Origin of the sequence: Lysobacter yananisis, from assembly GCF_031199375.1 — a bacterium.
Taxonomy (GTDB): domain Bacteria; phylum Pseudomonadota; class Gammaproteobacteria; order Xanthomonadales; family Xanthomonadaceae; genus Lysobacter; species Lysobacter yananisis.
In genome coordinates this window covers 1500126-1522771 of record NZ_CP133568.1, presented here as the reverse complement: position 1 = coordinate 1522771, position 22646 = coordinate 1500126, and the positions used below count along the sequence as shown (strand labels likewise).

The 22646-nt window shown below is 71.2% G+C and carries 14 protein-coding genes; 9 read left to right on the top strand and 5 right to left on the bottom strand.

Features of this window, described 5'->3' with window-relative positions; translation table 11 throughout:
* Positions 1 to 162 precede the first annotated feature (162 nt).
* The 5 genes from pabB to RDV84_RS06430 all read left to right on the top strand — a co-directional run bounded on the left by pabB (position 163) and on the right by RDV84_RS06430 (position 11432).
* Positions 163 to 2343, top strand: coding sequence for an aminodeoxychorismate synthase component I (gene pabB / locus RDV84_RS06450; protein WP_309152826.1), 2181 nt, complete (start codon positions 163 to 165; stop codon positions 2341 to 2343).
* Positions 2344 to 2892: 549 nt separating this feature from the next.
* Positions 2893 to 5349, top strand: a complete 2457-nt coding sequence (locus RDV84_RS06445; RefSeq protein WP_309152825.1) for a type VI secretion system Vgr family protein — start codon at positions 2893 to 2895, stop codon at positions 5347 to 5349.
* 15 nt (positions 5350 to 5364) lie between these two features.
* Entirely contained in the window at positions 5365 to 5796 is a 432-nt protein-coding gene (locus RDV84_RS06440; RefSeq protein WP_309152824.1) for a DcrB-related protein, read from the top strand.
* 48 nt (positions 5797 to 5844) lie between these two features.
* Positions 5845 to 10581 (top strand): RHS repeat-associated core domain-containing protein, encoded by a 4737-nt coding sequence (locus RDV84_RS06435; protein WP_309152823.1) that lies wholly within the window; start codon positions 5845 to 5847, stop codon positions 10579 to 10581.
* Positions 10563 to 11432, top strand: coding sequence for a hypothetical protein (locus tag RDV84_RS06430; protein WP_309152822.1), 870 nt, complete (start codon positions 10563 to 10565; stop codon positions 11430 to 11432). The genes RDV84_RS06435 and RDV84_RS06430 overlap by 19 nt, the downstream gene beginning before the upstream one ends.
* Here RDV84_RS06430 and RDV84_RS06425 read toward each other — a convergent pair.
* Positions 11409 to 11831 (bottom strand): hypothetical protein, encoded by a 423-nt coding sequence (locus RDV84_RS06425; protein WP_309152821.1) that lies wholly within the window; start codon positions 11829 to 11831, stop codon positions 11409 to 11411. The two genes, RDV84_RS06430 and RDV84_RS06425, sit on opposite strands and share 24 nt — an antisense overlap.
* 59 nt (positions 11832 to 11890) lie before the next feature.
* Positions 11891 to 13531: a SulP family inorganic anion transporter gene (locus tag RDV84_RS06420; protein ID WP_309152820.1), complete on the bottom strand. Its 1641-nt coding sequence runs from the start codon at positions 13529 to 13531 to the stop codon at positions 11891 to 11893.
* 350 nt (positions 13532 to 13881) lie between these two features.
* Here RDV84_RS06420 and RDV84_RS06415 point away from each other — a divergent pair, with 350 nt between their 5' ends.
* Positions 13882 to 14478: an ECF-type sigma factor gene (locus RDV84_RS06415; RefSeq protein WP_309152819.1), complete on the top strand. Its 597-nt coding sequence runs from the start codon at positions 13882 to 13884 to the stop codon at positions 14476 to 14478.
* A 10-nt stretch (positions 14479 to 14488) separates the two neighbouring features.
* Positions 14489 to 17209, top strand: a complete 2721-nt coding sequence (locus RDV84_RS06410; protein WP_309152818.1) for a protein kinase domain-containing protein — start codon at positions 14489 to 14491, stop codon at positions 17207 to 17209.
* Here the strand turns inward: RDV84_RS06410 and RDV84_RS06405 are convergent.
* The 3 genes from RDV84_RS06405 to RDV84_RS06395 form a co-directional block, all read right to left on the bottom strand.
* Complete coding sequence (locus RDV84_RS06405; protein WP_309152817.1) at positions 17206 to 18171, bottom strand: hypothetical protein; 966 nt, start codon at positions 18169 to 18171, stop codon at positions 17206 to 17208. The genes RDV84_RS06410 and RDV84_RS06405 overlap by 4 nt on opposite strands.
* Before the next feature lie 126 nt (positions 18172 to 18297).
* Complete coding sequence (locus RDV84_RS06400; protein WP_309152816.1) at positions 18298 to 19905, bottom strand: adenosine deaminase; 1608 nt, start codon at positions 19903 to 19905, stop codon at positions 18298 to 18300.
* On the bottom strand, positions 19902 to 21047 hold the full coding sequence (locus RDV84_RS06395) for a purine nucleoside permease (protein WP_309152815.1): 1146 nt from the start codon (positions 21045 to 21047) through the stop codon (positions 19902 to 19904). The genes RDV84_RS06400 and RDV84_RS06395 overlap by 4 nt, the downstream gene beginning before the upstream one ends.
* A 372-nt stretch (positions 21048 to 21419) precedes the next feature.
* On the opposite strand from RDV84_RS06395, the gene RDV84_RS06390 reads away from it, so the two are divergent.
* Both RDV84_RS06390 and RDV84_RS06385 read left to right on the top strand, forming a co-directional pair.
* Positions 21420 to 22232 carry an alpha/beta fold hydrolase gene (locus RDV84_RS06390; RefSeq protein ID WP_309152814.1) on the top strand — a complete coding sequence of 271 codons (813 nt, stop codon included), beginning with the start codon at positions 21420 to 21422 and terminating at the stop codon, positions 22230 to 22232.
* A gap of 164 nt (positions 22233 to 22396) precedes the next feature.
* Positions 22397 to 22615 carry a hypothetical protein gene (locus tag RDV84_RS06385; RefSeq protein ID WP_057949819.1) on the top strand — a complete coding sequence of 73 codons (219 nt, stop codon included), beginning with the start codon at positions 22397 to 22399 and terminating at the stop codon, positions 22613 to 22615.
* Positions 22616 to 22646 lie beyond the last annotated feature (31 nt).

Sequence of the window (22646 nt, the reverse complement as noted above, 5' to 3'; positions counted from 1 at the left end):
GCGGCCGCGCCGGCGCGGTGCGCGCGCACGGATTCGAACCCGAGCGCCGGCTGCGATCCCGCGGTTTCGCGCGGGCCGGCACCGGCACGGCGTTGCGCGCGCCGTGGTCCGCCCAGGCCGCGCCGCCGCGTCCGCGCGGCTTTGTACGACAATAGGCCGATCATGCGTTGCCTGTTGATCGACAACTACGACTCCTTCACCTGGAACCTCGCCGACCTGATCGGCCGCGCGTTCGGCCAGGCGCCGACCGTGCTGCGCAACGACGCGGCGGATTGGGACGAACTGCGCGCCGACGCGCGCTACGACTGCATCGTGGTCTCGCCCGGCCCCGGCAGCGCCGCCCATGCCACCGACCTGGGCCTGTCGCGCCCGGCGATCGAACGCACGGCCCTGCCGTTGCTCGGGGTGTGCCTGGGATTCCAGGCCATCGCCCACGCCAACGGCGGCCGCATCGCCCACGCGCCCGAGCCGGTGCACGGCCGGCCCGCGCGCCTGCGCCACGACGGCCGCGGCCTGTTCGCCGGCCTGCCGCAGGACCTGGTCGCGATCCGCTATCACTCGCTGATCGCCGCCGCGCCGCTGCCGCCGGAGCTGGAAGCCAGCGCGCACAGCCACGACGGCGTGATCATGGCGCTGCGCCACCGCCGGCGGCCGCAGTGGGGCGTGCAGTTCCATCCCGAGTCGGTGCTGAGCGAGCACGGCCTGGCGATGATCGGCAACTTCCGCGAACTCGCGCACCGCCATCGCGGCGGCGTCGCGCTCGGCTGGCGCGAAAGCGCCGTGGCGGCCGTCGCTGCGCGCGCATCGGTGGCGGCGGTCGAGTCGGTCGGACCGGCCGAACCGGCCGAGCTGGCTGAGCGGATCGAACCCGTCGCGGCGACGCCGCCGGCCGCGCTGCGCGCCTGGGCGCGCGCGCTGGAACCCGCGCCCGAAGCCGAAAGCGTGTTCGCGCAGTGCTATGCGCAGTCGCCGCACGCGTTCTGGCTCGACAGCCAGGTCGCCGGCGACGCGGCGTGTTCGTTCATGGGCGACGCCGACCCGGCGCAAGTGCTGGCCTACCGCATCGGCGACGACGACGCGGCGCTGTCGGGCGGGCACGCCTTGCTGGCGCAATTGCGCGCCGAACTGGCGCAGGCGGTCGCCGGCCCCGCCGACGCGTTGCCGTTCGAATTCCGCGGCGGCTACGTCGGCTACTTCGGCTACGAAGCCCAGGCCCTGTTCGACGGCGAACGCGGCCACCGCGCCGACGCGCCCGATGCGCTGTGGATGCGGGCGCGCCGCTTCCTCGCCTTCGACCATGCCAGCGGCCGCGCCTGGGCGGTCGCGGTCGCCGACGCCGACGGCGCCGACGATGCGCAGCGCTGGCTCGAACGCACCGCCGCGCGCCTGCGCTCGCTGCCGCCGGCGCCGGCGCCGGCGCCGGCGCCGTGCGCGCCGCCCGCATTGGCCGGGCTGGACGTGGCGATGGACCTCGGCCACGACGACTACCTCGCCGCGATCGGCGAATGCCGGCGCGCGATCTTCGAAGGCGAGTCCTACCAGGTCTGCCTGACCAACCGCCTGCGCGTGCGCGCGCCGCTCGACCCGCTGGCGCTGTACCGGCACCTGCGCCGCGGCAACGCCGCGCCGTTCGGCGCGTTCCTGCGCAGCGGCGCGTACTGCGTGCTGAGCACCTCGCCGGAGCGCTTCCTGCGCGTGGACGGCGCCGGCCGCATCCAGGCCAAGCCGATCAAGGGCACCATCCGCCGCTCGTCCGATCCGGCGCTGGACGCGCAGTACGCGCAGCGCCTGGCCGACTCGGACAAGGACCGCGCCGAGAACCTGATGATCGTCGACCTGATGCGCAACGACCTCAACCGCGTCGCCGAACGCGGCTCGGTCGAGGTGCCGGCGCTGGCGGCGATCGAGAGTTACCGCACCGTGCACCAGTTGGTCAGCACGGTCGAAGCGCGGCTGCGGCCGCAGTGCGACCTGATCGACCTGCTGCGCGCGAGCTTCCCCGGCGGCTCGATCAGCGGCGCGCCCAAGCGCCGCACGCTGGCGATCATCGACCGGCTCGAGCGCAGCGCGCGCGGCGTGTACTGCGGCTCGATCGGCTACCTGGGCTACGGCCGCGTCGCCGACCTCAACATCGGCATCCGCACCCTGGCCTTCGACGGCGAGGAACTGTCGTTCGGCGCCGGCGGCGCGATCACCTGGCTGTCGGACGCGGAATCGGAATTCCAGGAGATGCTGCTGAAGGCCGAAGCGGTGTTGCGGCCGTTGTGGGATTACCTGGGCGGCGGCGCGCCGTTCGCGTGCGAAGTACGCGCGGATCGGTTGGCGGTGGAGCCGAACGGATAGTCCGCGGCGGCGGTTGTGTCGAAGTATTTGCGTTGCTCGCTGCGATAGACGCGGCGCCGGGCGCGGCAACGTCGATCCGCTCGCATCGCGATCCGCCGTCGAGAAGGAACGCCCGCCATTCGCGGCATGCAATCCCTCATGCCAGCGACGCGGTAATCCATTTCGATGGTCGACGGTGCGATCAGTCGCGTATGCGCGATGGCCGATGCCGATTGCGCTACGAGGGTTCCGCTCTCGGAAAGGCCGTCATCGGCGTAGACGCAGTCTCCGAGACGACTGCGCCGGAAGATCGGAGACAGCTCCGCTTTCGCTGAGATTCGTGACGTCAATCGCTTTCGCGTTCAGGTATGCGAGGGCGTTTGATTGGAAATCTGCACACGCGGTGTGCCAGCCGGCTCAGGTTGATGAAAAACGCGGTTTCCTCGCGCAATTCAGCTTGGAAACGGTCGGAGCCGTTGCTATGTTCTGGGCCATCCGCCGGCTGCAGCCGCTCATGGAGCTGCCGCGCACGGAGCACACTCAAACGCGTCTCCACGGAAAGGAGAGGTCATGACTGTCAAGTCGTCCAAGCCCGAAGGATCGCTCGCGGATCGTCCCGGCTCATCCGCGACCACTGCGTTGTCGTCCGAGTTGGACGACATGATCCACAGCGACGGCCGCACTGCGCTGGCGAAGAATCTGGACTCGCTGGTCCATGCCGAAGTCGCGCCGCCAACCGATCTGGGCGGCATCGCCCTGCAGGCCGCCGATGCGATCGATCCGAAGATCGGCCAGGCCGTGTCCGGGGCGGCGACCGCCGCGGGCGCGGTGCAGGCGCTTGCGCGAGGCGGTGCGGCCAATGCGGTCGGATTGGCCGAAGGCGCTTTGCAGACCGGCGCGGCGCTTTCGCCGCAGATCGCCCAGGCGGCCAAGTTCGCGCCGTTGGCCAAGTCCGCGCTCGGCGCGCTGGGCCTGGTCGACAACGCGCCGCGCGGGGTGGACGGACTGGACGATGCGCTCAAAGCCGGCAGTGCGATTCTGCCGGCCGATGCGTCCGCGCCGATGCAGAACTTCGCGCCCAGCCGCGCCGATCGCGGCGGCGCCGATGCAGGGCAGGCCGGCTCCGCCGCACTCGGCTACGACGAAAGCCGGCGTCTGCTGCGGCTGTACTCGCCGCTGGGCAGCGACAAGAAGCTGCTGGTGCGCTCGATCGAGGGCGAAGAGGCACTGTCGCGCGTCGGCGGCTACGCGCTGGAGCTCGCATCGCAGAACCCGGCCATCGACCACAAGGACGTACTGAGCAAGAACCTCACCGTGGCGGTGCGTCAGGACGACGGCAGCGAGCATCCGATCAACGGCTATGTCAGCCGTTTCGGCTATGCCAGCGCGGATGGGGCGCTGAGCGTGTACACGGCCGAGCTGGTGCCGTGGCTGTGGTTCCTGGGCAAGCGGGTGAATTCGCGCATCTACCAGAACCTGGGGCCGGCCGAGGTGTTGCAGAAAGTGTTCGCCGATTATGGCGCGCTGGCCGACTTCGAGTTCCGGATCTACGACCCGCCGGCCGCGGAGACCTACCTCACCCAGTACAACGAAAGCGATCTGCATTTCGTCAGCCGGGTGATGGAACGCTACGGCTTGTTCTACTACTTCGAACATCGCGCCGATGGCCATACCCTGATCGTGTGCGACGATTCGACCCACCCGCAGGGGTGTCCGCCGCAGCAGCGTCATGCGGTAGTGCCCTGGCGCGCGCAGACCCTCAACGACAGCGATCAGGCGATGACCCGGCTGTCGTCGATGCGCGAGCTGCAGCCCAGCTCGATCGCGCTCAATACGTATCGCTTCAAGGAACCTGGCGGCTCGCAGTACCTGGAGTTGCCGTCGATCGCCGACCAGGGCGACGTGCCGGCGCTGCAGGTTTACGACGGCAATCCGGCCTACGCTTACGCCAATCGCGACGAGGGCGAAAAGCAGGCGCAGCGGCGGCTGGAAAGCTACGAATGGCAGGCCAAGCGGTTCACCGCCCAGACCGACTGCCGCGCGATCACCGCCGGACGCACCCTGCGCGTAGCCGAGCATCCTCTGCTCGGCGAGGACGCCGAGAACTGCAGTTTCCTGGTGGTCGGTCGCCAACTGAGCGCGCGCAACAACTACGGCCGCAGCGAGGATCGCTCGGAAGACTACCGCAACACCCTGAGCCTGATCCGCAGCAAGATTCCGTACCGGCCGGTGCGCGAGCACGCCAAGCCGGTCATGGCCGGCGCCCAGACCGCGACGGTGGTCGGTCCGTCCGGCAAGGAAATCCACACCGACGAATTCGGCCGGATCAAGGTGCAGTTCCCGTGGGACCGTTACGGCGGCAACGACGATTCCAGCTCGTGCTGGATCCGCGTCTCGCAGCCATGGGCCGGTCGCGGCTGGGGCACCGTCGCGATTCCGCGGGTCAACCAGGAAGTGATCGTCAGCTACCTGGAAGGCGATCCGGATCGGCCGGTGATCCTCGGCCGCCTGTTCAACGCCGAGCAGCTGCCGCCGCGCAGCCTGCCCGACGCTGCCGACGTGATGGGCTTCGTCAGCCGTTCCACGCCGGGCGGCGGAGGCTTCTGCGAGATGACCATCTGCGACCGCAAAGGCCAGGAGCTGATCAACCTGCATTCGCAGAAGGACATGGCGATCACCGTGCAGGACAGCGAGGCGCACGTGGTGGTCAAGGGCAATCGCCAGATCGCGCTCAACACCGGCGACGAGAGCAAGAACATCGCTCAGGGCAGCCTGTCGGAAACCATCGCCAAGAAGCGCTCGACCCAGGCCAATACCGTACAGGTCACCGCCAAGGGCGGGGCCGCCGGGCCCGGCACCCAGCTGTACGAGGCCACCGACCAGGTCACTCATCGCGTCGGCGACGGCTCGGTCACCATGACCAAGACCAACATCGTGATCAAGTTCGGTCCCTCCAGCATCACCCTGAGCGCGAACGGCATCTTCATCGACGGGCCGGTGATCCACCTCAACAAGGACAAGGGTTGACGCAGCATGTTCACGATGAACGAAGGATCGTTGGCTATTCCCGCCTCGTGGAAGGACGAGACCATCAACCTGCTCACCACCGTGCGCGGCGGCGGCTCGGGACTGAGCTTCACCATCTCCCGCGACAGCCTGCCCTGGGGCATGGGGTTCGACAGCTTCGCCAGGAAAGAGATCGACGCCATCGCGTCGAGCCTGAAGGAGTACGAGCAACTCGCGCGCGAACCGATGCGGGTGGACGGCGAGGAGGCGGTGCTGTCCGAGTTCCGCTGGAGTTCGGCGCAGGGGCCGATCCATCAGTGCATGGTGCTGACCGCGCGCGGCCAGCGCGCATTGATCTTCACCGCGAGCATGCAGGGGCTGTTGTCGGCGGAGCAGAAGCAGCAGGTGCTGGAACTGATCGGGACGTTTCGCTTCAAGCAGGAACAGGCGCAGGCGGAAGCCGAGTAAGCGCTACGGCGTCCTCCATCCATCGCGGCCCGGAATAAGGAGATTCCCATGACTGTGTCGGCTTCTGTCGCGCTTGGCGCCGCACGCAGCGGTACCCGGACGGCGGCGATGGAGGTGGTGCGCGAGCCCGCTTCGCAGGGCTACCAGATACCCAACCCCGATGTCAGCGGCGCCGACCGGCTCAACAACGGCGCGCTCGACTTCCTGGAAAGCGAAGGCTTCAACAACACCGTCATGGTCGCGCAGACCGGCTTCGGCATGTACACCGCGGGCGCGGCCAGCGCGGCTACGGTGACCGCGGCCGGCGGCACCCTGGGCGCCGCCGCGACCGCTGCCGCGGTGTCGGCGGCTTCGGTGCTCGGCATCACCGCGATCGGCATCGGCAGTTTCATGCTCGGCAATTACCTCGGCGACAAGGCCGCGGACGCGGTGTTCGGCGACCTGCTGGGGATGAAGAAGATCGCCACCGAAGGCGACATGCCCGCACGCATGGGCGATCCCATCGCCCACGTCAACAAGAATCTCGGCCTGCTGGGCGCGCTGGTCGGCGCGGCGCTGGTGATCGCGGTCGGCGTGGCGACCTGCGGCGCCGGCCTGGTGGTGATGGCCGCGGCGGTCGCCGTCGCTGGCGTGGCCGGCGGCGCCATCGCTGGTTTCGCGTCCAAAGCCGGGCAGTACGGCGCCAACAAGGGCGCGATCATGCTGGGCTCGCTCAATGTCTTCTTCGAGGGACGTCCGGTGGCGCGGGTGGGCGATCCGGTGATGTGCTCCGACCACCCCGGGCCGATGGTGCTGGCCGAGGGCGCACGCACCGTCTACGCCAACAACCGCAACATCGTCCGCATCGGCCACCGCACCACCTGCGATGCCAACGTCAACGACGGCTGCAAGACCATCGTGGAGACGATGGAAACCGCGCAGGTGTTCGAGATCAAGGACAGCCGCTCGCCGTATCTGCGCTGGGCCAACGTCATCACCAACCTGCTGCCGCTGCCGCGCAAGGGCCGGCGCGGCGCGCCGGAGCACGGGCCGGGCCGGCCGCCGCACGCCGAACCGGCGACCAAATCCGGCGAGGGCAGCGGTTGTTCGCCTTCGCAATGCACCAAGCCCGGCGAGCCGGTCGACGTGGGCAGCGGCGACTTCATCCAGGAATGGCCGGTGCTGGACCTGCCGGGTACGATCCCGCTGCGACTCGAGCGCCTGTACCGCTCCACCGCCGCGTTCGCCGGCGGCTTCGGCGACAAGTGGGCCGACACCTGGTCGCAGCGGCTGGAGTTGGGCGAGCAGACCGTCACCTACCACACCGAGTTCGGCACCACCCTGGTGTTCCACACGCCCGACGACGAAGTCGAGGCGATGAACCTGCGCCAGGCGCGTTACCTGCTGTTCGGGCGCCGCTCGCAGGCTCTGCGCCTGTACGACCGCCAGACCCGGTTGGTCTACAGCTTCGAAGCGGCCGATGGCCGGCTGCGCCGCCTCAGCGACATCGAGGACCGCAACGGCAACCGTATCGGTTTCCTCTACCAGGACGGCGGACTGCGCGCGATCGAGCACAGCGACGGCTACCGGCTGGACGTGCGCCAGGAACAGGGACGGCTGCGTTCGGTGCGGTTCGCCGGCGGCGAGTTCGACGGCCTGGAACTGCTGCGCTGCGACTACGCCGATTCGGGCCAGGTCGGCGACTGCGCCAGCTACCAATTCGGGCGGCTGTTCCACGAGTACGACCGCGCCGGCCGCATGATCCACTGGCGCGATACCCGCGCCACCCAGGCTTGGATCGACTACGACGCGCTCGGCCGCGCCGTCGCCACCCGCACCGCGGGCGGGCACTACGACGATCGCTTCGAATACCTCGATGCCGAGGCGTGCACGGTCTACCGTGATGCCGAGGGCGGCGTCACCCGCTACTACTACAACCGCGACGGCCTGGTCGAGCGCATGATCGACCCGCTCGGGCACGAATGGCTGACCGAGTGGGACGAGTGGACCCACAAGCAGTCCGAGACCGACCCGCTGGGACGCACATTGCGTTACCACTACAACGATTTCGACGAAGTGATCCAGGTCGACCTGCCCGACGGACGCAGCCAGCGCTATGAATACGCCGGCGACGGTTCGCTGCATGCGGCGCAGGCCGAGGACGGCGGTCGCTGGGAGTTCCAGCACGACGGGCGTGGCAACCTGATCGGCGCGATCGATCCGCTCGGCCGGCGCACCGGATACCGAATCGGCGCGAACGGCGAAGTGCTGCGCCAGGACAATCCCGACGGCACCCAGCTGCGCTACGGTTACGATCGCCACCTGCGTCTGGACGAGGCGGTACGCGCCGACGGCACCCGGCTGCGTCTGCGTCACGACGCCTTCGGCCGGGTCACCGAGGCCATCGACGCGCTCGGCCACATCACCCGCTACGAATACGCCGCCGATCACGCCCACCCGCGCGGTTCGCTGAGCCGCGCGGTGCTCGACGACGGCAGCGCGCAGGAGATCGGCTACGACAGCGAACTGCTGGCCGTGCGTTACCGCGACGGCGAAGGCCGGCAGACCCACCGCCGCTACGGGCCGTTCGACCTGCTGGAGGAGATCGCCTTCCCCGCAGGCAACGCCATTCGCCTGGAGTACGACAAGCTGACCCGCCTGACCGCTGTGGTCAATGGCGTCGGCGAGCGTTACCGCTACGAGTACGATGCGCTCGGGCGGCTGGTCGGCGAGACCGACTACAGCGGCATCGTCACCCGTTACGCCTACAACGCGGTCGGCTGGCTGATCGAAACCCGTCGTCACGATGGCTCGCGCGTGGCTTACGAGAACGACCCGCGCAGCGGCCGGTTGTTGGCTATACGCCGGCACGCCGCCGATGCGACCGATGCGGACAGCGACGACACCGAGATCGGCTACGACGAACAGGGGCGGCTGACCAGCGTGCGCAATCGCGACTGCTTGGTCGAATACGAGCGCGACGCGCACGGGCGGGTGATCGCCGAGCGCATCGACGGACGCGAAGTGCGGCTGAGCTACGACGCCGATACCGGCGCGCTGGCGGCGATGGCCGCCGGCCCGCGCAGCCTGCAGTGGCAATACGACCTCAACGGCGCGCTGGCCGCGCTCGGCACGGACGGGCACGCGCCGTTGCGGATCGCACGCGATGCGCTCGGGCGCGACGTGCGCTGGCACAGCGAAGCCGGCTTCGAACTGCGGCAGCAATTCAACGCGCTGAACCTGCTGACCGGCCAGATCGCCGGTCGCGCCGAGTCGGTTCCCGACCCGCGCGCGCCGGCTTCATCGGCGCCATCGTTGCCGCCCCAGGTGCAACGCGGCTACCGTTACGACCGCGCCTTCAATCCGATACACATCGACGACCGGCGCTGGGGCGCGAGCCGCTATCGCTACGACGCCAACGGCCAGGTGACCGGCGGCCGTTTCGACGCCAGCCGCTGGGCGCCGGCGCTGGACGAGGGTTTCGACTACGACGGCGCGTTCAACCTGATCAACCGTACCCTGTCCAACCTGCCCGGCGTAGAACGGCAGAGCCTGCGCCAGGACGGCGGCCGGGTGGTGCGGCGCGGCCGCAGCGAATACCGCTACGACGCGCTCGGCCGGCTGGTCGAAAAGACCGAACACCGCGACGGCTTCCGACCGCAACATTGGCGTTATCGCTGGGACCACGACAGCCGCCTGGTCGAACTGACCACACCGCAGGGCGAGCGCTGGCGCTATGCCTACGACGGCTTGGGCCGGCGCATCCGCAAGTTCAAGTCGCTGCCGGGCGGCCGTATCGCCGGCGCCGTGGCGACCCATGCAGCAGGTGGCGTACCGAGCGGTCCGTCGTCGTCTGCCGCGGCCGCCGCGAACGGCGCAGACCAACGCGGCGACGACGGACGCCACGCGCCCCAGATCATCGGCGAGCAATACCAATGGAGCTTCGACCAGCTGATCGAAGCCGCACCGATCTACGCCGACGGCACCGTCGCCTACGACCGCGCCGTGCAATGGGACTACGCCCCCGGCGCCGTCGTGCCGATGGCCCAGCGCCGCGGCGGCAAACGCTGGTACGTGGTGTCCGACCACATCGGCACCCCGCGCGAACTGCTCGACGAAACCGGCGAAGTCGTCTGGTCCAACCAACCTGAGGTATGGGGCCGGCAGCGGCTATGGCAGCGCAACGCCGCAAACGACGATGCCGTGGACTGCCCGATCCGGTTTCCGGGGCAGTACTTCGATGCGGAGAGCGGGCTGCATTACAACCGGCATCGGTACTACGATCCGGACACGGGGCAGTATTTGAGTCCGGATCCGTTGGGGTTGGAGGGCGGTCACCGCCCGCAGGCTTATGTCGGAAATCCCAATGGCTGGATCGATCCACTCGGTCTGGCGGCCTGTCCGGTACGCGTCGTCAACGATACGAAGATACACGGCACAGGGCAGGTGGATCGCACTCCTGGACATAACCAGTTTTCGGAGGTCATAGCGAACAAGCTGGCGATGTCGGGAAAGTTCACCGATATCTACTTGAACAGGGCGTACAACACCCATACCGGAGGTGGCGTATCCAGAAGGCGGCCGGACATCATGGCCGTCGATCACAATGGCAAGATTCATGCGATAGAGATCGCGTCTAGGACGGATATGAGATCCAATACCTTCTGGAACTTCCTGACATCGCGCAATCAAACTGCGATGTCGAATCTGCCCGTTGGTCAAAGAGGTGACATCATCTCGATCCGACATCCTTACAAGGCAACTCGGATAAAATCCGATCTGGACAATTGGCTGAACGGATTGTGATGGCGAACTCGAAAGGCAGCGCAACCGGCATGGCGTTCTACGGATTGCCGGACCAAGTCGATGCGCAGCGATTGTTGGAGATCGCGCAGACGTTCTTCGTGGATCTTGGGCTCAAGCCGAACACCGTCTCCTATTCGGTGAAGCTCCCGCAAAACGCTCGTGGCGAGGATATCGGATGGAAAAAGGCCGATATCTCCACTCTTCGCGAGGCGTTGGCGACGGAGGGGGCGCATGATTTCTATCTGGAGTGCGTGCCCCCGAAGTCGTCGCAGTGGATCTGTTCGGCCTCTTTCCTCACTACATGGTTCTTGGCGGATAAAGAGGAGTACGACAATGCCGGCCGGTTGGTCTGTACCTACTATTGCGCCGATTCCGCGCAGCTCAACCGGATATTCATGCGCTTGGCGCGGGAAATGGATGATTTGACCCGGACGCCGTACGCAATCGCCTACGAAATCGACGGAGACCTCGCCGATGTTTCGAGCTATGCAAACGCGGACGGATTTTTGACGATCTTCAAGAATGAGGACGCGCGGGCCTGGAAGACACAACTCCCGCTTGGATCGAGGAACGTGCCCAAGCAGTACGTCGAGCGGATGCGTATGGTCTATCCCTGCAATCTGCTCGGGCCTGCCCATCTCGCCCATACGATCGAAGGCGGGAGCCTGTACGACTGGATACACGCTGCCAGCGACCGGGGGGCGCTGGAGGCCTTAGCCAGTGGCGGGGCCGTCTGGACGGTAGCGCCGGAACATCTGGAGCGGATCAACTCGATCCTGGGCGAAGCGGGTCTGCTTATCGGTTGGAAGCCCAAGCCGTCCGCACTTTCATCCAGACGGTTGCCGGGGTAATTGCTGTCGCTCGTTCCGCCGCGCCGGACCGCTCCATCGCCATGCCAGCCACCCCAGCGCCGGCAAGGCCGCCAACAGCCCGGCATCGAACCACAGCGGAAACTCGCCGCCCAGATTGGTCACCGCCCACAGCGCGAGCGCGGTCAACGCCGCCCATGCCGCACCGGCCTGCCAGCGCGCCGCCACCGGCGCCCAGCGCGCGACGATCCACAGTGCCAGCGCGGCCGCGGCGACGGTCCAGGCCAGGTCCCAGCTCAGCCGCGCCGCGCCGCCCGGCGGCAGGCGCAAACGCGCGGCTAATTCGCCGCCGCTCCAGTTGAGCGCGAGGAACGCCATAGCGGCGAGGATCAACGCCAGCAGCGAAGTCAGGAAGAGGCGCAGCGTGCGCAGTGCCGTCATCGCTTCGCCCCCCGTCGATAGGGGGCGCGGCGTCGGTCGCACGTGAGCACGCCGCAGCCTCACGCGTGCGGCTCCGGCGTGGCGGCGGCATTCACCGCATCGTCCACGCTCCAATACTCCAGCGCCGACGCCGTCTGCCCCGGCAACTGCACGCGTTCGAGCAGCGCGCGCACGCCGTCCTTGAGCCGGGCCAGGGTCAGCGCCACGCCGCGCGCGCGCAGCCAGGCGTCGAAGTCGCTGAGCGCTTCCAGCGCGGTGCTGTCGAGGTCCGGCGAGATCTCCAAGCTCAGCACCAGCCGGCGCGCGTCGGGGTGGGTTTCCACTTGTTGCCGCGCCAGCGCCAGGATCGGTTCGGCGTTGGCGAAGAACAGCGGTTGTTCGGGCCGCAGCACCAGCACGCCGGGCACCGGCGCGGCCTGCGGGTGCAGGGCGGTGTCGACGAAGTCGTGGCTGTCCGGCAGCCGTCCGAGCACGCTCAGGCGCGGGCGCGAGAGCCGGCGCAGCAGCATCAGCAGGCTGAAGGCGATGGCCGCGAGCAGGCCGTCGAGGATGCCCAGCGTCAGCACCGTGGCGACCGCGGCGAAGGCGACCAGGCGGTCGCGGTGCCAGCGCAGGTAGGGCGCGAACGTCGCCGGTCGCAGCGACTTGCTCACCGCGTGGATCACGATCGCCGCCAGCACCGGTTGCGGGATGCGTTCGATCCAGGCCAGGGCGAAGCCGACCAACATCAGCACCGTCAGCGCCGCGACCAGCCCGGCCAGGCGCGAGCGCGCGCCGGCGGCTTCGTTGGCCGAGGTCGCCGAATAGCCGGCGCCGACCGGCAGGCCGTGCAGCAGGCCGGAGACGACGTTGGCCACGCCCAGCGCCAGCAGGTCGCGATTGGCTTCGACCGGGTCGCCGTGCTTGAGCGCGTAGGCGCGGATCGCGGTGTAGGACTCGGCGTACAGCACCAGGGTCAGCGCCAGCGCCAGTTCCAGGCAGGTCAGCCATTGCCCGTTAGTGGGCCAGCCCGGCGCGGCGAGCTGCGGGCTCAGCGCGATGGCGCCGGTCAGGGCGACGCCGCGCGCGGCCAGCCACGACGATGCGGCCATGCCCAGCGCGATCGCGATCAGGCTCGCCGGGATTCGCGGAAAGCGTTCGCCGAACTTCAACGCCAGCAGCGCCAGCGCGCCGGCGGCGAAGCTGGCCGGCTGCCATTCGCGCCAGCGCTGCGGCAGTTCCAGCAACAGCGGCAGGAATTCGGAGGCGCGCGCATGCACGCCGAGCAGCGCCGGCAACTGCTTGAGTACGATCACGCAGGCCAGGCCGAAGGTGAAGCCGCGCAGCACCGGCCGCGCGATCATCTGCGACAGTCCGCCCAGGCGCGCGGCCGCGGCGGCGAGGAAGCAGGCGCCGGTGGCCAGGGTCAGGAAACCGGCGATGGCCGCGCGCGCCAGCGGGTCCGGGCCGGCCGCGGCCAGGGTCGCCGCGGCCAGCACCGCGGCCGAGGACGAGGTCGCCGAGACGATGGCGTAGCGGCTGCGCCCGATCAGCCCGTAGCACAGCAAGCCGGCAAACAAAGCGAACACGCCGGTCTGCGCCGGCAGCCCGGCGAGGCTGGAATAGGCCACCGCCTCGGGCAGCAGCAGGCCGGCGATCGCGAGCCCGGCGACGATGTCGGCGCGGCGGCCGCCCGCGGCGGCGGAGGCGGGCGCGTTCATCCTGTCGGCCCGTGCAGGCCCGGCGGGCCGCCGGGCGCGCGCCGGCCGGCCCGCGCGCGGGCGTCGATGGTGGTCGCCCCGCGTCGCCGGCCAACGGCTCCGGCATCGGCGCGGGCGCCGCATCGCAGACGCGCAACCAGGATCAGGACCACGGAGCGCAAACCGTGCTGGGACATGGGGGTTCCGCGGTCGCGCGCCAGCGCGCGACGATGCGGGCATTGAAGGAGAACCCCCTCGGCTTGGCAAGCCCGCGCCGGCGTTGCGCGCGCGCAACCGGTGCGTGGCGCGCGTGGCTCGCCGCAGCGGCGAGGCGCTATGCTCAGCCCACCCCTCCGGGCGCCGCCCCCGCCATGACCGCCGCCGATCCGCCGCCCGACCTCGGCCCGTCCGACATCACCCACCTGTTGCAGGATTGGCGCGAGGGCGACCGGCAGGCCGAAGCGCAGTTGCTGGAGCGCATCTACCCGGTGCTGCGGCGGTTGGCGCGGCAGCGGCTGGCGCGCAGCGGCCAGGTGACCCTGCGCGCGACCGAGCTCGCCAACGACGCCTATTTCGAACTGGCCCGGCAGCGCGAAGTCGAGTTCCAGAACCGCGCCCACTTCTACGCCATCGCCGCGCACGCGATCCGGCGCCTGCTGGTCGACCACCTGCGCGAGCGTTCCGCGCTCAAGCGCGGCGGCGACCTGCTGCGGGTGACCCTGCAGGCCGGCGAGGAACTGGTCGCGCCGGCCGCCGACCTGGTCGACACGCTCGACCTGGACCGCCTGCTGGAGCGGCTGCAGCGCATCAACGCCCGCGCCGCGCGCGGGGTCGAGCTGCGCTACTTCGGCGGGCTCACCATCGAGGAAACCGCGCAGACCATCGGCGTGTCGCTGCCGACCGCCAAGCGCGACTGGCAGTTCGCGCGCGCCTGGCTGCACGACCAACTGTCCGCAGCGCCGGGCTGAGGCGCCCGCCGTGGCCACTTCGACCGCGTTGTGGGCGCAGGCCGCCGAGGCGTTCTCGCGCGCGCTGGAACTGCCGGCGCCGGCGCGCGCGGCGTGGCTGGAACAGGTCTGCGCCGCGCATCCCGACCCGGTCGCGCTGCGCGCCGCGGTCGCGCGCCTGCTGGCCGCGCACGAGGCGATGGAAGCCGAGGACGCCGCCGCCGCCGGCGATGCGCTGCCGTGGCGCGGCGGCGTGCAACTGCTGAGCGGGCAACCGCCGGACGATGCGCGGCTGTGGAACGACGACGACCACGGCCGGCTCGCCCCGGGCGAGCGCGCCGGGCCGTTCGCGATCGAGCGCGAACTCGGCGCCGGCGGCATGGGCCGGGTGTACCTGGCGCGGCGCGCGGTCGAAGGGCTGGAGCAGCGCGTCGCGCTCAAGCTCGCCGCCTCGCCGCTGTGGGCGCCGCAGGTGCAGCGGCGGCTGCGGCGCGAGCGCGAACTGCTGGCGAGCCTGGAGCATCCCAACATCGCGCGCCTGATCGACGTCGGCGAACTGCCGTCGGGGCAGCCGTACTTCGCGATGGAGTACGTCGACGGCGAACCGATCCTGGCCTGGTGCGACCGCCGCCGGCTGCCGCTGCGCGCGCGCATCGAGCTGGCGCTGCAGGCGCTGGCGGCGGTCGACTACGCCCACCGCCGGCTGGTGCTGCACCGCGACCTCAAGTCCGGCAACGTGCTGGTCGACGGCGAAGGCCGCGCGCGCCTGCTCGACTTCGGCATCGCCAAGGTGCTGGCGCCCGGCGCCGACGGCGCGGCGACGGTGGACGCGCAGGCGTTCTTCTCGCCGGCCAGCGCCGCGCCCGAGCAGGCGCTGGGCGCGCCGACCAGCGTCGCCACCGACGTCTACGCGCTCGGCGTGCTGCTGTACGAATTGCTGTGCGGCCAGTTGCCGATCGCCACCGACGGCCGCGGCGCCGCCGAACTGGCCCACGCGATCGCGCACGAACTGCCGATGCTGCCGAGCCGGCGCCTGGCCGCGCTGGAGCAGCGCGACCCGGCGCGTGCGCGCGCCGTCGCCCAGGCGCGCGGCGCTGCGTCGGCGCGGGCGTTGCGGCGGCAGTTGCAGGGCGATCTCGACGCGATCCTCGCGCGTTGCCTGCGCAAGGAACCCGAGCAGCGCTACGCCAGCGTCGAACGCCTGGCCGAGGACCTGCGCGCGGCGCTGCAGTCGCGGCCGGTGGCCGCGCGCGGCGGCGAGCGCTGGTACCGGCTGGGCAGGTTCGCGCGTCGCGAGCGCGTGCCGCTGGCGCTGGCCGCGCTGGCGGTCGCGCTGGCGCTGGGTTTTTTGGTCCACACCGTGCTGCAGTCGCGCGAACTGGCGCAGGCGCGCGACCGCGCCGAGGCGCGCCGGCACCAGGCCGAGCGCGTCACCGCGTTCATGGTCGACCTGTTCCGCGCCTCCGACCCGCTGCAGGCGCGCGGCCGCGATCCCGGCGCGCGCGAATTGCTGCAGCGCGCGGCGCAGCGCTTGCAGCAGATCCGCGATTCCGACACCCGCGCCGCGCTGGCCGCGGCGATCGCCGAGGTCGAATTCAACCTCGGCGAGGTCGACGCCGCCCGGCGCCACGCCGCCGAAGCGCTGGAATTGCGCCTGCGCGCGCAGCAACCCGACCCGATGCTGCTGCGCCAGAGCTATCGCCAGAACGCGCAGGTGGCGCTGGCGCGCGCCGATTACGCCGCGGCCGGGCGCTTGCTCGACCAGGCCGAGCGGCGCCTGCCGGCGCAGGCGCACGACGAAGCGCTGACCCTGCTGCGCCTGCGCGCGCAACTGTCGCAGGCGCAAGGGCGGCTGGAGCAGGCGCTGGCGCAATGGCAGCGTGCCGACGCTGCGCACCGCCGCCGCTACGGCGCCGACGATCCGCGCAGCGCCCAGGTCCGGCGCGGCTGGGCCAGCGCGTTGCTCGCCGCCGGCCAGGAGCGGCGCGCGGCGCAATTGCTGGCGGAACTCCCGGCGCCGCGCAGCGACGGCGGCGACGACGATCCGGCGTTGGCCAAGGCGCTGGCCTCGCAAGCGCGCCAGCGTCGCGACGCCGGCGATTTCGTCCAGGCCGAGCGGCTGTCGCGGCAGGCGCTGGCGATCGCGCTCAAGGTCTACGGCGAGCGCCACGAGCAGACCGCCTCGGTGTTCAACCAGCTCGGCACCATCGCCCAGGCGCGCGGCGATCCGGCCGCGGCGATGGCCTGGTTCCAGCGCGCGCTGACGGTGCGGCGCGACCTGCTCGGCCCGGCCCACCCGACCGTGGCCAGTTCCGAATTCAACCTGGGCACGATGCGCCATCTGTTCATGGCCGACGCGCGCGGCGCCGAGCCGCACCTGCGCCGCGCGGTGGAGATCGCCGCGGTGGCCACGCCGGAACACTTGAACCTGGCCATGTACCGGCTCGGCTGGGCCATGGACCTGCACGACCTGGGCCGCGTGGACGACGCGCGCGCGGCGCTGGCGCCGGCGCTGACGCGCTTCGCCGAACTGCCGGGCCAGGACCTGAACCTGGCGCTGGCGCGGGCCGAGCTGGCGTGCATGGCGCCAGCGCCGTGGAGCGCGGCGCAGCGGCAGACGTTCGCGCGCTCGCTGCAGGCGGTGCGCGCCGAACTCGAGCCCGATCATCCCAAGCGCCGCCGACTGGAAGACTGCGCCTTGCAGCGCGCTATCCAGGCGCAGGCGGCGGCGCCCGCACCCGCGTCGGGCTAGCGCCCGGCGCCCGCGGCCGACTGCGTCGGCGGCGGTGTGGACGGGTTGAGGACGCCGTGCGACAGCGTCGGCCACTGCATCTGCAGGCCCTGGCCGTCGCCGAGCGCGGTGCCGCGCAGCAGGCCGTTGCGCAGCCGCGCCGGCTGCCACTGCGCGTCGGGCAGTTCGAAGCTGAGCCATTCGCGCACCGGTTCGCCGACGCCGACGCGGACCCAGGCGCCGTCGTGCAGCAGGGTCAGCCGCTGGGCCGAGAAACGGCCGGCGTCGTAAAGCTTGGCGACGCGGCTGGCGAGGACGCCGGGCGTCGCCGCCGGCGGCGCGTTCGGGGCGGTGTAGTAGGACCAGTCGGCGCCCGGCGTGGCCAGCCAGTCGGCGCGCAGGAACGCGCCGCGTCGATCCACGCTCACGGTCAGGGCCAGCACGCGCGCGCCCGCCGGGCTCTGCTTCGGCGCGTCGGGCGCGGCCGCGAACGACCATTCCAGGAAGGTCGTTTCGCTCGCGGCCGGCAGATCGATCGCCGCCGCCGCAGCCGGCGCGCGTGCCGCGCCGATGCCCGGCGTCGGCAAGTCGATGCGTTGCAGCAACAGCGGCAGCAGTGGCCATTCGTCTGCGGCCTGGAGCGCGGCGCGGATCGCCGCGGTGTAGGGCAGGTCGCGGATACGCGCGTAGCCCGGCGCGGTCGAGCCGGGCACCTGCGGGCTCACCACCATGCTGACCTCGCAGGAACTGGCCGAGACCTCGCCGGGGTCCAGCGCCTGCGCGGGCGCCGCGCCGCCGCCGGGCGCGCCCGCGCCCTCGGTGTACAGCGGCGGCGTGCCGCAGCTGTCGCAGAAGTCGCTGCCGGAGAACACCGGCTGCGGCGACGTGGATTTGGCCGGGCTCACATTGGTCTGCTGAGCGGCGGCCAGCGCCGGCGCGGTGGCGATCAGCAGGCCCAGGGCGAGGGGAGACAGTGCGCGCATGGGTGAAGCTCCTTGGTTGCAGCGCGCCCGGCGCGGGCGCGTTCCTGTTCGGGTACTCGCGAAAACCGCGCCGGAAGGATCATCGCCGGCGCGGCCGCGCGCGCGCCGCGCCGCTCATCGCGCCGCTCACCGCACCGAGGCCGGCAGGCGCGGCGCGCGCTCGAACCGCGCCAGTTCCCGCTCCAGCCGCCATTGCGCGCGCGCTTTGTCGCTGCCGCGCAGGAATGCGGCGCAGGCCGGCGCGGGCGGCTGCGCCGCGTCGTCGCGCGACGACGCATCGGCCGCGGCGCAGGCCGCCACGCGCGCGCCGCCGGCCTCGCCCTGCCACAGGCTGGCGCCGGGCAGGAACGCGTACTGCAGGCTGTCGCGGGCGATGCGCTTGAGCGCGCGGTAGTCCAGGCCCTGGTCGAGCGCCGCGCGCAGGTATTCGCCGCTGAGATCGCTGCGCAGCACGCCCTGGTCGTCGGTGGACAGCACCACCGGCACGCCGGCGGCGCGGTACAGCGCCAGCGGGTGCGCGGCGCCGGCGACGCCGAGGATGGCGGCGTTGCTGGACAGGTTGATCTCGACCGCGATGCGCTGCCGCGCCATCCGCCGCAACAGCGCGTCCGCGCCGTCTTCGCCGGCGATCGCGACGCCGTGGCCGATGCGCTCGGCGCCGGCCACCGCCACCGCCTGGCCGATGTGGTCGCGCAAATCGCGCGGCGGCGCCAGTTCCGCGCTGAGTTCGCCGGCGTGCAGCGACAGCTTCGTGCGCGGATGGCGCTGCTTGAAGAACGCCAGCATGCGCATGTGCAGGGCGTAGTCGCGCAGCGCCCGCGGATGGTGTTCGGGGCCGAGCAGATTGACGCCGACGAAGCGCGGATCGGCCTCGGCCAGGGCGAAGGCGAAGGCCATCGTCGCGAACGTGCGCGCCGGCGCATGGGTGCGGGTGGCCGGCGCCTGATAGCGCAGTTCGATCGTGCAGCCGGCGGCCGGCGCCGCGCCGGCGCAGCCCAGCAGCGCGGCGGCGCGCGCTTCGTCGGCGTCGAGTTCGGCGCGCGCCCGCGCCACCGCCGGCGCCAGCCGCGGTTGCAGCGCCGCGGCCATCGCGGCGAAGTCGTCGCTGTCGTCCGCCAGTTCGAGGCCGTCGAGCACGTCGCGCGCGGCCGACGGCAGGTGCATGATCTCCAGATATTGAGTGTTCTCCCCGGCGGCGATCGCGCGCACCGCGGCGAGCATGTCGGCGACGCGCCGGCGCGAGACCGGGCGGAACCGGTCGAACGCGGAGAAGAAACGCTGGTGCACCGGCAACAGCGGGTCGCCGCCGCCGCGCTCGTAGCCGCGCACCGACATCGCGTCGATGGCGCGGCCGTACAGCGGCAGGTCGCTGCGCGCCGCCTCGGCGACGGTCGCCCGCGCGGGCGCGGCGCACGGCGGTTCGGCCAGGTGCGCGTTCTCGCGCAGCAGGCACAGGCCGTCTTCGCCGGCCCAGCGCAGGTAGTCCTCGGCATAGACCGCGCCGCTGAGGTGGCTGTGCAGGTCGCCGCCCTTGGGCATCGCCTGCAGCAACGCGCGCAACTGCGGCGGCTGCGCGCGGATGCGTTCGAAGTACGCCGCAGTGGCGGCTTCGGCGTCGCGGTCGGAGCGTGCGCGCTGCGCCGCGCCGCCGTCATCGGCTGCGCGCTCGCGCGCGCTCGCGCCCGCCGCGGCGATGGCGAGGATCAGCGCGAGCCCGGCGCGTGCGGCGTTCATTGCGCCTCCGGCACGGCGTCGGCGTAGCGGTCCCAGTTCGCCTGCAACTCGCGCAGCACCCGGCTGCCGACGCGATACGCGGCCTCGTACGCGGGCAGGCCGCGGCCGGCATGCGGGCGCTGCGTCGATTCGAACGCGTCCATGCCCGGCGGCGGCCGGGTGTAGTTGGAGGCCGCGCGCAGCACCAGCAGCCGGCGCGGATCGACCTGGCCGGTGCGGCCCAGGCGCGCGAACGCCGCGGCGATGGCGGCGTCTTCCATGTCGCTGACGGCGAACCGCGCGCGGCCGTCGGTGTGCAGCCGGGTCCAATCGCGCGCCCAGCGCGTGTCGGCGATGCCGTGCCAGTAACGATTCGACGATACGCTCGCGCCGCGCCGCACCCGCGGGCGTTCCTGGGTGGCCGGGAATTCGCGCCACCGCCGGGCGAGCGCGCGGGTGTCGTCGCTGGCGTCCAACTCGGTGTCGCGGGTCAACGCGAACGCCCAGCCGGTCAGCCCGGGATCGAGCGGATAGACCTGGGCGTAGCGCGCGAACGGCCCGTATTGCATCGGCTGCGCCGGCAATTTGTCCGGGCCTTCGGCGCGGAACGCGTAGACGCCGTAGGGCCAGCCGGCCGGCGCTTCGCGCGGATCGAGCGAGCGGGCCATGTCGTTGAGCGCGTAGTCGACCCACACCGCGTCGCCGACCGCGCCGACCTGCGGATCGATGCCGGCCACGCCGGCCACCAGCCAGTAAGCGCGCTTGAAATCGAAACGCGGGTCCATCGCCAGCGCCATGGTCGAGGCGGCGGCGTTGGCCAGGCCCATGCCGGTGGTCATCGCCAGCACCGAGCGGTCGGCGTTGGCGCGCAGCGCGCGCACGCCGCCGGGAAAGTCGAGACGGCGGTCCAGGCCTTCGCGCTCGACCCATAATTGCAGCTCCCCCGGCGCGTCGCCGCTGTCTTCGCCGTTCTCGTACGCGGTCACGATCACCACCTTGACCGGCCACGGTCTGTTCTCTTCGGCGGGCGCGGCCGCGGCCGCGAGCGATGCCGCCGGCGCCCAGGCCGCCAACGCCCAGCCGGCGATGCGGCGTCGCGCGGATGCGGCCGCGCGCGCGCCGGCCGAGTTCGGAGCTGCGCGCCCCATGCCTGCGGTTGCCATCGTGTTGTCCCTCTTCTGCGATCCGTTCGCGACCGTCGCGCCGCACCGCCGCCGATCTTAGGCCAGACCGATGACCGCGTCGGCGCGGCCGCGGCGACGATGCGCGCCGCTGACGCAAACTCACCGCGCAACCGCGCAACCGCGATCGCTGCGCGGTTGGCTTTGCCGCGATGGGCGCGGCGGCGCCGCGGAACGCCGCGTCGTCGGCGCGCAAGGCGGACTGGATCATGGAGTGCGGCCCAGGGTGGAGAGCGGGCGCGATGCGGCGCGTCGAACAGCCCGTCGTCGCGCGAACGGAGTCAGGGGTTCGCGTGCATGGTTCCTCCTGCGCGCATCCTACACGCGCGGTCGCGGCGGCCCTATCATTCGCCGATGCCGTCGACTTCATCGCAGAGCGTATCGCCCGAGCCGGAATCGCTGTGGATCGCCGGCGAAGGCGGCCGCCTGTTCGCGCAGCGCTGGCCGCGTCGCGCCGCGGCGGCCGCGCCGATCGTGCTGTTGCACGATTCGCTCGGCTGCGTCGCGCTGTGGCGCGATTTCCCCGCGCGCCTGGCCGCGGCCAGCGGTCGCGAGGTGATCGCTTACGACCGTCTCGGCTTCGGCCGTTCCGATCCGCATCCCGGTGCGCTCGCCGCCGACTTCGTCGCGAGCGAAGCCGCCGGCGGCTTGCGCGCCGTGTGCGACGCGCTGCGGTTGCAGCGCTTCGTCCTGTTCGGCCACAGCGTCGGCGGCGGCATGGCGGTGGCCGGCGCGGCGCTGCATCGCTCGCGCTGCGCGGGCCTGATCGCCGAATCGGCGCAGGCCTTCGTCGAAGACCGCACCCGCGCCGGCATCCTCGCCGCGCGCGCTGCGTTCGCCCGGCCGGAGCAGATGGAGCGCCTACGCAAGCACCACGGCGACAAGGCGCCGTGGGTGCTGCGCGCGTGGATCGACACCTGGCTCGACGACGGTTTCGCCGGCTGGAACCTCGATGCGCCTTTGGCCCAGGTGGCCTGCCCGACCCTGGTGTTGCACGGCGACGGCGACGAATTCGGCAGCGCGCGCCATCCCGAGCGCATCGCCGCGGGCGTGGCCGGCGCGGCGACGCTGCGCCTGCTCGCCGATTGCGGCCACGTGCCGCATCGCGAACGCGGCGACGAGGTGCTGGGCATCGTCGCGGCGTGGCTCGAATCGAGCGGGGCTTGATCGCGCGGCATCGGGCATCGCGGCGTCGCGCACCGCGCCGGCACTGTTTTTTTTACAGGCGCGACGCCGATTTGCGACGGCGATTGGCAATTGCCCGGCTTTTGCGCCGCAACAGCGGTGCTAGCCTGCGCCGTGCCCGGTCCTGGGCCTCTATGGAGAGAGAAATGATCCGCAAGACCAAGTTGATGGCGCTGTGCGCGTTCGCGTTCGGCCTGAGCTTCGCCGCCTCGTCCGCGATCGCCGCGTGCAACGTGAGCTGCTTCAACACTTGCAAGACCAACGCGATCAACCGCTGCATCGCCAACGGCGGCACGCAGGAGGATTGCAACATGGACACCACGTATTACCAGTGCTATCGCAACTGCGGCTGCATCATTCCCTGATCGCAGCGCATGGCAACGGCGCCCCGTCCGC